The organism is Acidiphilium sp. JA12-A1 (assembly GCF_000724705.2).
Lineage (GTDB): Bacteria > Pseudomonadota > Alphaproteobacteria > Acetobacterales > Acetobacteraceae > Acidiphilium > Acidiphilium multivorum.
The window spans coordinates 1-11,177 of sequence record NZ_JFHO01000005.1 but is presented as its reverse complement, the minus strand read 5'-3'; the positions used below and the strand labels follow the sequence as shown (position 1 = coordinate 11,177).

The 11,177-nt window shown below is 58.0% G+C and carries 12 protein-coding genes and 1 pseudogene; 4 read left to right on the top strand and 9 right to left on the bottom strand.

The features are described from left to right. From RT91_RS21240 to RT91_RS01905, 7 genes and pseudogenes are all read right to left on the bottom strand, one after another. Positions 1–777, bottom strand: a 777-nt coding sequence (locus RT91_RS21240; RefSeq protein WP_035185413.1) for a transposase, incomplete at its 3' end; no start/stop codon positions are given. A gap of 421 nt (positions 778–1,198) precedes the next feature. After that, on the bottom strand, positions 1,199–2,986 hold the full coding sequence (locus tag RT91_RS01920; protein ID WP_035185410.1) for an SUMF1/EgtB/PvdO family nonheme iron enzyme: 1,788 nt from the start codon (positions 2,984–2,986) through the stop codon (positions 1,199–1,201). A 231-nt stretch (positions 2,987–3,217) separates the two neighbouring features. Next, positions 3,218–3,719 (bottom strand): annotated as a pseudogene (locus RT91_RS01915) (recombinase family protein). A 302-nt stretch (positions 3,720–4,021) separates the two neighbouring features. Beyond that, positions 4,022–4,555 (bottom strand): hypothetical protein, encoded by a 534-nt coding sequence (locus tag RT91_RS21235; RefSeq protein ID WP_152982768.1) that lies wholly within the window; start codon positions 4,553–4,555, stop codon positions 4,022–4,024. A gap of 83 nt (positions 4,556–4,638) precedes the next feature. After that, complete coding sequence (locus RT91_RS22970) at positions 4,639–4,956, bottom strand: DUF6527 family protein (RefSeq protein ID WP_408735329.1); 318 nt, start codon at positions 4,954–4,956, stop codon at positions 4,639–4,641. A gap of 80 nt (positions 4,957–5,036) precedes the next feature. Next, positions 5,037–6,215 (bottom strand): ThiF family adenylyltransferase, encoded by a 1,179-nt coding sequence (locus tag RT91_RS01910; RefSeq protein ID WP_035185408.1) that lies wholly within the window; start codon positions 6,213–6,215, stop codon positions 5,037–5,039. Next, entirely contained in the window at positions 6,190–6,444 is a 255-nt protein-coding gene (locus tag RT91_RS01905; protein WP_035185406.1) for a multiubiquitin domain-containing protein, read from the bottom strand. The genes RT91_RS01910 and RT91_RS01905 overlap by 26 nt, the downstream gene beginning before the upstream one ends. Before the next feature lie 253 nt (positions 6,445–6,697). Here RT91_RS01905 and RT91_RS01900 point away from each other — a divergent pair, with 253 nt between their 5' ends. The 4 genes from RT91_RS01900 (at position 6,698) to RT91_RS21910 (ending at position 8,860) form a co-directional block, all read left to right on the top strand. Then, positions 6,698–7,786 carry a helix-turn-helix domain-containing protein gene (locus tag RT91_RS01900; RefSeq protein WP_035185404.1) on the top strand — a complete coding sequence of 363 codons (1,089 nt, stop codon included), beginning with the start codon at positions 6,698–6,700 and terminating at the stop codon, positions 7,784–7,786. Beyond that, positions 7,758–8,276 (top strand): hypothetical protein, encoded by a 519-nt coding sequence (locus tag RT91_RS01895; protein ID WP_152982767.1) that lies wholly within the window; start codon positions 7,758–7,760, stop codon positions 8,274–8,276. The genes RT91_RS01900 and RT91_RS01895 overlap by 29 nt, the downstream gene beginning before the upstream one ends. 247 nt (positions 8,277–8,523) lie before the next feature. After that, positions 8,524–8,706 carry a hypothetical protein gene (locus RT91_RS01890; protein ID WP_035185402.1) on the top strand — a complete coding sequence of 61 codons (183 nt, stop codon included), beginning with the start codon at positions 8,524–8,526 and terminating at the stop codon, positions 8,704–8,706. Then, positions 8,693–8,860, top strand: coding sequence for a hypothetical protein (locus RT91_RS21910; RefSeq protein ID WP_160321835.1), 168 nt, complete (start codon positions 8,693–8,695; stop codon positions 8,858–8,860). The genes RT91_RS01890 and RT91_RS21910 overlap by 14 nt, the downstream gene beginning before the upstream one ends. 14 nt (positions 8,861–8,874) lie before the next feature. Here the strand turns inward: RT91_RS21910 and RT91_RS21230 are convergent, their stop codons facing one another. Continuing rightward, complete coding sequence (locus RT91_RS21230; protein ID WP_035185399.1) at positions 8,875–10,458, bottom strand: DUF5710 domain-containing protein; 1,584 nt, start codon at positions 10,456–10,458, stop codon at positions 8,875–8,877. A 150-nt stretch (positions 10,459–10,608) separates the two neighbouring features. Continuing rightward, positions 10,609–11,177 (bottom strand): transposase (locus tag RT91_RS01880; RefSeq protein ID WP_035185397.1); only part of this gene is annotated, 569 nt, incomplete at its 5' end.

The window sequence follows — 11,177 nt, the reverse complement described above, 5'->3', positions numbered from 1 at the left end:
ATCGGTATGCCCGGCACGGAGCAGATCAAGAAAGTTCATCCGGTTCTTCGAGGACCGCGTGCGGAACCAGGTGAACCACTCATTGCCGATCTGCGTGCAAAACCCGTTCTTTGCGGCATGCCGTGCACCGGTGTCGTCCACACTGACCCAGGAAGATGTTTCCAGTCCCGCACGCAGAACATCCTGAGCTTCAGCGATGAACGCCTCATGGTTCTCGTTCAACAGGCGAACCAACTGCCGCTTCGAGATCGAAATCCCCAGCGATCGCAACAAGGCGAGCAACCGCGGCATCGTCGATTGACCCTGATGATATTGCACCAGCACGAAGCGGCGTAGTTCCGGACCGAAATGGCCTGCGGTTCCTTGAGGCAATGGTGCCAGGATCGTCCGGCCATCCGGCGTTATCCAGCGCTCTCGCAGGTAACGGGTCGCCGTCGCCGAAATCACGAGGTCCTGGACCAGAAAAGGTTCATGACCTTTGAAAACAGCTCCTGGCGGGACCTCAATCCCGATCACCTTTTCTTCGACTTTGACCCGGGGTGAGACCTTGCCCCGAACGGGACGCTTCTCCTGCTTCTGGGGCTTCGGCGGCGCTGTTCCTTTTTCCATGCCACTCGGTTTGATATGCGGGCGACCCTTCAGACCCTTCAGTCGCGCATTCTCTTCGCGCAATTCAGCAACGATCACCTTCAGGCTGGCGATCTCACCGAACAGTTCGACCAGCAGAGCTTCAAGCTCTGCACGGCTCAGCGCGGAAAGGGTGACGGACGGAGGCACATGACCCAAAGACTCCCCTGCGCCGAATCGGTGCAAGGAAAAAATGTACGGTCACCCACATTTTTGCCCCTCTTACGGATCCCAGGGTGGGGTCCCACTTCGACGCCGATTCACAACCCACTGCGGGGAAGGGCAGGGGGCTCGTGCCATCTTCCGTGATGATCAGCTCAGGTTTGCCGATCGGCTTATGGCCGGGACTGGCGTATCGCAGCACTTCGGGCGTCTGGATCCGGGCACCGGCCAGGCCGGGGCTGGGGCCGCGCCTGTTACACTATTAATAATAGGGTAACAGGCCAGGACGGCATCGGCGGAAACCACAATCTCGATTATCGTTCTGGATGCGCGACCTGCGCATAGTCGCACTCCCCAAGAGCTGGGGGCCGGCGATCGCCGGCCCCGTCGCTTCATGTACTTTTCCGACTCAATCCCGATAGACGATCCGGAAACCGATCTTCATACCTTTGTATTTTCCAGTGCTGTTCGGCGCAAAGGGGGCGGTACCTGCCGACACCCTGATTCTTCCTGCTAACGTAACATCATACTGAGAGCAGAAGAAAAGACTGTTGATCGCGGCGCCTTCCGGTTCAAGCCATTCGCCGAACCAGAAGGATTGAAGGACATGCAGGCCATGCATGGACGTTGCGAAGTGACTTTCCACGCTCGGCTTGTACTCGAGGCGCCATTTGGCGAACTCGTCCTGAGGCATGTAGGGGGGCTTCTCGGCGCGGACGCTCCCATCTGGCCCGACGAAGTCATACAGCGGCTCGGATAAGGCATTACGAATATCGGCATCACTGATATCCTCTGGGATGAGATCCCCGGCCGCCTCAAGGTACTCAGCCTCCGTGAGAAGCTGGACATTTCTGCCAGTTTCCTTCCGCGCCCAGTCAACATACGCGATCGCATCGAACCAAGTCACGGCCGCTGGCAAACGGCTATCGGGATCCGTATCGGCGTCTGAAAGAGCGTCGCTCACCTCTAGCCGCCGTGCGGCATATGAACGATTCCTGCGCAAGAAGTAGTGAAACTCGCGGCTTTCTATAAGTCTGGTCGGCCTCGCTGCGGGCGCGATGGGAATTCCATTCACAATGCGGCTGGCCGGCGACGGTTGGCGAAGAACGTCCTGATAGGTGCCAGCCTTCGCCAGATAGCTTCGGAGCACCGCTTGGGATCGATACTCGGCACGAGTTCCGCCCGCCCGATAGAACTCCATGACGGCACGGCGGCGATCATGCTCTTCCCATCCCTGATAGGAGAAATAGAGCCACTCCTTGAAATTTTCGTCTGCAGTCCTCTCCACATCGCGATCCTGCGGCATGGCGCTGGCATAAGGTCGCCTAATAAACTCCTCCTCACGCTGGTGGGCGAACACGAAATCATAGAGACCTGCCGGCCCTCTCAGGAAAGCCAGCCGATCATTGTAGGGTAGAATATCGATCCACCCGGCATCGATCTGCCTTACGATCCGCCGAAGCAGATCCCCTTTGGCGCGGTGATCCTGTTCTTCCGCGGGCGTAAGTGGGCGACCCTGATTGTAGATAGTCGCCACGGAGATTTCGGCGTCTCCATCCGATCCGAAATCCATGAGTTGTCCGCCGATCAAATTGAAAAACTCAGAGATTTCGCACACTTCAAGACTCGTAGCAGGCGTTTGGATGAAATAGCTAAACGGGGGATGCTGCGGATCGATGGCCGCAGCTACCCTTTGTTCGAAAGGCTGGTTCCAAAGTGACCCGAAGTGGCCTTGATGGCGGCAGCCGATTTTCACATCGCTTAGACTTCTGGCCGCCTCCAGAAACTCCCACACCTCGACCTCGGCACCAGCAAAGACCCGGCGAGGGATTGTGCGGTCGCTGGCGAAGATGCGACCGGCCACCTGGCTCCGATTCAGGCGGAAGAAGTTTTCGCTGGCTGGTTCGAACATCGCCCCAGACCGCTGAACCAGCCCGGACCGCTCAATGAACGGGTTCAACCTGCTTTCATATTCCACCTTGAAGGCCGCTATGTCACCGACGAAACCAAGCGCCTTCAGGATCTGATTGATCGCCTTGTTGTGCCCGATATTTAGATCGCCATCCGAATGTTGACTGGTGCGGGAGATCTTGGCTGCACCCTTAATCTCGTCCGGGGAAAAGCCGCGGATCGGCACGAAACGGCGACCTGGCTGAAGCGGGAGGAACGCGGTCGTGGGTTCAGACTGCTTAATCATGGCATGTCTCTCACGCTGCGACGCCGTCCGTTGCGTCGGTTAACCGGGAAAGACATACGGTAGGCACGCCACGATCAAAATCACGGATTTGCACGTACGGACGATGACGTGCGGGTGCGTGATCACCCGCACAGAATTTTAGTGCGGAGCCCCGCTTCTGGCAAGGCCCATGTTTGAGTACCTATCATCTCGTGACGAACTGTCTTGGGGGCGCCTACCGCCGTCAGGGGGTCAACGCCTGGTCCTCGCCAAGACTTGATACACTGAGGCACGGCCGATCCCGAAGCGGCCGATCGCCGTCGCCCCCTCCTCATCGCGAAGACGCTTGACCTCAGCCGCGTCGATTCTCGGCTTCCGGCCCTTGTAGACTCTACGAGTCTTCGCGGCAGCGATACCCTTGAGCTGCCGCTCGCGTCGCAGGTTGGTCTCGAAATCGGCGAATACCCCCAGCATGTCGAGGAACGCCTTGCCCGCGTGGTGGTTTCGACCGGTTGCTCCGTCGCGCGCAGCGCGATCCCGTGCGCCTTCAGCTCGTGAACGAAATCCTGCCGATCCCTCAGCAACCGAGCCAAGCGGTCAATACGAATGACCACAAGCGTGTCGCCCTCGTTCAGGAAATCCATCAGGACGGCAAGCTCGCTCCGTCCGTCGCGGCAGCCGGCATCACGGAGCGCCCGCTGATGGAGGGAGCCTGGTCCATCGTGCAGACCTGAGCGTAGCCGTAAAGCGCCATGGTTGTCTCGTTTGCTTCTAAACCACGCCAGAGTGGCGTATCAGAACCCGAAAACAACCCTATTGAGACGCAGAAAGCGTCTCATCGCGGCGTATTGTTGGGGTATACCCTATTGTTCGGCCAAGCTCTGACCAGGAGGGGCTCTCCTGCTACATTACCCAGTCTGGATCGTATCCTGCTGCAGCGAACATGTTGACGCATTCTGCGGGCGTGATGAGGTCGACGAGGCGTCCGATGGTGGACCACTCGATAGGGGCAGACCACCACCGATAGCCATGAGACGCCGACGATCTAATCACAATCTAATTTCCAAATATCTTCTGGATAAATTCTATAATCGGCAATTTCGATTTTATCCATAGAACCAAAATTGCAGAGATGAATGACAAAGACGCCTGTAAGATGATCATAAATGGATTCGATTTTATAACTACAGCTATAGCGCCAGATTTCTTCATATCTTTCTTAAATTCGCGCCAAAACCACAATAAAGAAGCAACCGGAATAGAGAATACAATTGTCGTCCAGTACAATTGTCGATATAAATAAAAATTTCCTGTATTAGCCCAATGTATAGCCGTCATGCCTATAAAAGCCAAAACGGCAGCAATTGCAGCGTAAAACGCTCCTCCAAACGTAATTGAAACTGCTTTCAATAGACCAATCGACAATCCTACCCCAAAACCAACCGCCATAATCAATAGTTTCCACCTGAATACAGCAACATCTGATGGGTTCAGAAGATTTGCCGATACCGCCGCGCTAAATTCCAAATAAATCAAAAATACAATAGATAATCCGCCAATAATATTTCCCGATCTCCCTTCCAACCACATGACTATTTTGCCACCTTCCTAAAAATATAACCGCTTTTACTCAAGCTGGCCCAATGGCGGACCTAGAGACCAGGGTATGCTGTCTAGCGGCCGAAGATTCGGCGAAGCCAGGTCCAAATTCGGTTCCAGAGGCCACGCTTGCGATTCAGCGCCGCATAATGGGATTGCCGCCGGCGCTCCTCAGCGCGACGGCCCGCCAAAACCTGGGCGTCCGACCACTGACCAGCCCATTGAACGCAACCATCGGCGATAACGTAATGAGACCGACATGGCAGTTGCCAATTGCCAATAGATGGTCTTAGCGTTGGGCGCCCACAGACCTCAGAAAATGCCCATTCTGCGGGACCAAGCGGGGTGATCACCTTGTTCCCACAGCCGCACGCGCAGAGGTGACCTGCCACAGCGTACTCTTCCGACACGTAGAGAACGCCAGGCAAGAGTTCTCGCGGCAGATATTTTACTCGGTTAAGAGCCAGTTCGCTCACGACATTTTCTCAGTGAGAGTACGGAGAGACTCCACCTCCATCAGCATATGATAGGATGCGTTCTCATCACCATAAAAGCCACGGATCTGCTTGTACCGTATGACCGCAAGGCAGGCGTTCAGGGCATTTAGCTCTGAAATTTGGATGTTTGTTTTATAGATATCGTCTGGATCATCAACCATCTCGGCCAGCTGCATGCTACGCATCGTCGCGGCGTCGTGACCCCCATAATAGGTCACCCTGAGCATGCCAGATAGCATGCCCTGTTTACGCTTAAGGCCCATCCCAACGTCGATGAACGGAATGCGCAGCTCCATAAGCAAATCGAAGATTCTGGATCTGGCCGACCCCTTGTCCACGCACACAAAGGCGAAAGTTACCCCGTCTAGATCATCTCTAGAGCTGGCATCGATGTATTTTGGGCACAGCATAAGCCCGTGGCGAAAGTCATCATAACGCCGTTCATACACTTCCGCTTTGGTTTTACCGAGTTCGTCTTCTTCGAGGCGGCCGGGCGACCGGAAAGCATTGTGTACATGGTAGGGGTCGCCATCAAACCCTCTGATCTCCTTCACAGGTGTCTTTACGAGAAAGTCCAAAATATACGAGCCAGTACCGCCAAGCCCTATGATCGCAATCACCTCGTTCTTGAACAATTCGGCGAGATCGCCGATTTCGGCTCGGCTAGTCAGCGTATCCTGGAACTTGAATACGGAATCACTCGTGCGTTCCTGATACATTCGAAACGTGTACGGGGTAGCCCCGTGGCGCTCAATTGCAGGACCAGATAGAATTTGTGTGTAATTCTTGATCTTCTCAAAAAAATCCGAGAATCCCACACTCCCCAAAGGCTTATTAGAAAATCTATACTGAACGACTAGGTCGCTTTCCTTTAGCGGTAGAGAAGCCGATGCGGCCCCTAGATTGGGTATCGGTTTCCCGTCCAGCCCATGAGGCATGCTTCCAGCAAACCAGACTTGATGATTATCTTGCTGGACGCGAACCTTATCTACGTAAATCAGCTTAGCAACGATCGCGCCGGTCTGGAGCGCTCCTGAGCTGTCGAGGTAAGGAACATCGCGGACAACCAGATAGCCCTCATCGACTCCGAGAGCGTAGCCAATATCCAGTAGTCTCCGGATATCGTCGTTATGACTGGCCAGTTCTGTTAACAACGAACGACATCCCTTCCTTGACTTTCACGCTGCTTCCAGGAGTCAAGATCCCTTCAGGTTTCTCGTTGTGCCCACGCGTGTAAGTGACCGAGTAGGTGATCTCCGGATGCTGGGGATAGTCGGAGTAGGCCAGCGTGACCACCTCAACGTATGAGATGAATTCCTTCTTCGGCACCTCATGCGGGGTGCCGTCCACCAAAATCGTGACGGTCTTATCGTCGGATGCCATCGTGGCGCTCCTTGGTCGTGTCGTTTGCCCGGGGATTCCCAGACTCGGGAAGTTGTGCCACGATACGTTGCCTGCGCGGGGGCACGTCTCCCGGTCTGTCCAGCCGTCCGAGCAAGTCCGGCTGGGTAGCAAACGGCGGATCGGGGCCAACCGATCCGCCGTTTTTCGTTCAGAATCAGTTTCCTTGACCCTCTTTAGGAAACGGTTTACAAATTTCATATATCTTATAGTCCGTAAACCACGGAAGGTCAAGATGATCGGAGAAAGGCTGCGCATCGCGCGCCGTAAATCCGGCCTCTCGTTGCGCGACTTGGCGATGCGACTCGGGGGGCAGATCACCCACGTGGCAATTGGCAAGTATGAACGCGGCGAGATGATGCCGAGTTCAAGTGTGCTTATCGCCTTGGCGAAGGCACTCGACGTGTCGCTTGAATTCCTTGCGGCACCGCTGGAAGTGCGGCTTGGGGCTCTGGAATTCCGGAAGAAGTCGGGCACGAGCGCACAGGAGCGGGCGCACGTCGAGGCGCTCGTTCTTGAACACGTCGAGCGCTATCTTCTCATTGAGGAAGTCCTCGGGTTAGAGAGTGCTGCTTGGAAGGCCCCCTTCAAACCACAGACGGTAAGCGCCTTTTCGGACGCTGAACGAGTTGCCAACGCAACGCGAGAGAAATGGAAGCTCGGGCACGATCCTATTCCGGATGTGACCGAATTACTCGAAGAACATGGCATCAAGGTCATGCTTCTTCGCCTCCCGGATTCTGTTTCGGGGCTCACTTGCATTGTCGAGCGTGCAGGTGGCGCCCCGGTTCCAGTGATCGTCGTGAATGAGAACCATAATCTGGAACGCCGTCGATTCACGCTGTTACACGAACTCGGGCACCGCCTAATGCTGGTTGAAAAGGTAGATGAGGAAAAATCGGCGCACCGATTCGCCAGCGCGATGTTGATGCCAGCCGATCACCTCAAAGCGCAGGTTGGGCAGCATCGACATGGCTTCGGCTATTCCGAGCTCATCGAAACCAAGCACCTGTACGGTGTAGCCGCGACCGCACTGCTCATGCGCTTCCGGGACTTGGAGATCATATCCTCGGAACATCTATCAACGATTTTCCAGACAACCGCGCGCCACTGGCGCAAGCACGAGCCGGAGGCCCTCGACAAAAGACATCACGACGGCAGGATAATGACGGAGACCCCGCGCAGATTCCGCCGCTTGTGCTATCGGGCCTTGGCCGAGCAAATGATTTCCCTTTCAAAAGCGTCTGAGTTGCTGCAAGAACCGGCAGCTACCATCGCTCAGGAGATGCGCGGTGGTGACGCGTTCGAAGATAATCGTCAGTGACTCGTCCGTTCTGATGGATCTAGCCAAGGCGCGCCTAATCGAGGCAACGCTGGCACTGCCGTTCGAGTTCGTGATACCGGACGTCATTCTGACCGAGGAGCTACTCGATCTCCGGTCCTATACAGCGGCCGACCTTCCACGGCTCGGGTTCCGCATTGGCGAACTTGAAGGCCAAGATACATACGAGGCCTTCACATACTATCGGACCTACCGGGCAAACCTTAGCCTGAACGATTGCTTTGCACTGCGCGTCGCCGAGATTCGCAGCGGCATTCTAATGACGGGCGACGCTTGGCTGCGGAAAGTTGCCGCAGATCGGGGCATTGAGGTGCATGGGCTGCTATGGGTCGCAGATCACATTGCTCAGCACGGCACATATCCAGCCCCACAACTCGCTGCGGCTTTGGAAACCCTCGGCCAAGATCCGCTTGTCCGCCTCCCCACAGGCCCGTTGCGTGAACTCATCGAACGGCTGCGGCGCCGGAAATAGACGATCCAGTGAAGTACGGGATGAGGTCAGAACACGGATTTGTCAGGCGGCCGTGAACCTTGTGTTCCCGGAGAAACCGTCGCACTCCAAGCACCCCGCACCGGAAGTTTATTATTAGGGCAAGAATATCAAGACATAAATCGTCACCGCGATTGAGGACACGGACCTAATCCCACCAAGGCGGAATTCGCCGCGACCCGTCTGTAATCGGCGCCTTCGCCTTCAAGCTCGCCGCAAGGAAACGACGATGAAGAGTTCCGGAATCTCGGTCGCCTGGCATTCGCCGATCGATCACGATATCGAAACAAACCGGCGATCCATCAGCACCTATGAGATCCCCGCCTATCTGTTCGATGCCATGGTCCGGGAACACGACAAACTGAAAGCCTCGATCGCGACGGCAGGGGCGCGATCCCATGACCACGAATAAGCTGGCCGCCACAGGCTTTGTCTTCGCCGCCTGTGCCTACGCCTGCGCGGCGCTGCTCATCGGGGTGGAGCATGGTATCGGTTGGTCTGCCGCCGCCTTCACCTTCGCGGCAATTAGCAACGGCGTGGTGGCGTTCTCTCTCCTGTGCACCTAGGCCGCACCGTTCGGTCACATCTCCAGATCCTGATCCCGGCTCCGGTCGCGCTGCCGCTCCTGTTGCCGGTCCCGCTCGTTGCGGAGCGCGAAGGTGGCATTGCGTTTCGCATTGTCGAGCTTGATCCGCTCGGCCTTGAGCGTCGCGCCGCGATCGGCGAGCTCTGGGTGCTCCCGGGCAACCCTGGCCACAACCAATGCCCCTCCTGAATAGACAGCCGAGCGGAGTTTCTCGACCAGCTTCTCGCGCCGATAGAGCGTGCCGATGCGCTCGTTCCGCGCCTTTTCTGCCGCCTCCCAGTTTGCGACCTGGCCCTCGTATCGTGCCGTCGCGCCAGGCTTCAACGCCTTGATCCCTGTTGGCGGCGTTGGCTTCGGCCATTGCTCTTGGAACCGATCGCGTTCCTTGACCCGCTGCTGGTCAATCCGCCTTGCAAGGGTATAGGCCCGCTTGGTCATCTGCTCCTGGCATCGGCGGAAAGCCGCCTCATACGCATCGGCTTCCCGGCCGTGCCTTCCCTCGAAATCCCCGAGCTGGGCGGTGGCCGCCTTCACCTGCGCCTCGCTGATCTGCAGCCGCAGCTTCGGATCCTGCTCCGTCTGTAACCGGTTCGGATCCAGCCATTGCCGGAACGGCGCGGTGTCCTCCCGGACGCCGATCCACCAGGCGCCGGCGTCCTTGTCCCACCGCGCCCCCAGCGCCTTCGCCTGGTCCTTCTCGGCAAACGGCACGGCGAGATAGCGCCGCTCGGCCAGATCCCCGAGTACCGGCGGTCCGCGATGCTCCTGCCGCTTCCCCGCGACCTCGTCCGTAAGCGAGCGGTCCTCGGCCGGCATTGGCCGCTTCTGCAACACGATCCGGCCAGGTCGGGGTTGCGACGCCGGCGCGGTGCCAACCTCCACCCGGCGAGCCATCACCTTCTCGGTCAGAGATCGGTAATCCTTCCGCGTCGGCACCGATGCGCCACCGCGCGCGGCAACCTTCTCCGCCAGCTTGCGCTGTTCCTGCAGCCGTCGCTGCGCCTCGGTGGACCGTTTCGCCAATGACCGCTCGCGCAGCAACGAAGGCCGTAGCTGCCGCTTACGCTCCGCCTCGCGCTGCCGCTGACGAGCAAACAGCTCGGCGCCGGGACGATCGGTCGTCGATCCCGACGCATCGGCGTCGCGCCCGGCTTGCAGCGCCGCTTCGGTGACCCGATCCACCCGCTCTTTCAGTCGGGTAAACTCGAGCGCGCTCTCCAGCCGCCGGCCCAGATTGCCCAGCGCATCCCGCGCCGCCTCGAACCAGCTGCGTCGCGTCTCGATCCCGCGCCGCTCGGCAAAGTCCAACGTCGTCGTCGCCTGCCGCTTGCGGCCCAGGGTCCGATACAGCTCGGACTTCTCCTCGAAATCGTCCCGGCCGTAATAGAGCCGCACGTCATCGCGGTGCCGGGTCATCCCGACATAGGCGAGATGCCGGTCCATCCCCGGCGTCGCCAGCACGAACGCCCGGTCGACCGTCACCCCCTGCGCCTTGTGCAGCGTCACCGCATAGCCGTGATCGACCGCGGCATAGCGCTCGGCACTGAAACGCACCTGCCGGCCATCGGCGTCGTCCAACGTCACCACCAGAGTGTGAATCGGCGCCGAAGTGGGACCCCACCGCAGAACCGTAAGAGGGGCAAAAGGGTGGGTAACCCGAGTTCGACTTGGTCAGCAGGCCAACGATCGAGCAGGTGGCGGGAACGAAGAAATTGTCGCGGATACTGGTTAGGTGGGGCGGAGGCGGGCTCTGACGTAGAAGTCGAGCGGCGCGATGATCGCGGCCCCCACCACCTTGAACCTGCTACCCAGATAATCCCAGATCGCGATGCCAAGTTTGTCACAGGTCTTGGCGAGGCTCAGGAACGCGTCGCGGCAATCCCGGCCGGTCTCACTCCGGGTTCCGGCGCTGATCTTCCGCCGCGTGACGTGACCGCGGATGTCGTTTTCCGAACCATTGGTGTGGAGCGGGATTTCCGGCCGTTCCAGCACCATCAGTAGTTCGGCCTTGTTGGCGTGCAGCCGCGCCAGCAGACGGTCCAGCGTCACGAAGCCGGTGCGGCAGAGGAAGATACGGTCGAAGCGGGTCCGTAACGCCCGAGCCTGCCGCTTGCCCGGTTTTTGCTGGTACGCTTTGAGGTCCGCGTAAAAATCCCAGATCAGGCCACGAACCCGCGTTTGAGCGGCGCGATGCTGGTCGTTGAACGTGTCCAGTTTATGCACCAGCCGTTCCGCGTGGACCCAGCACAACGCGTGCCGGCCGWTATTGAATTGTCCGGCGTCGTCGCTCAGAATAA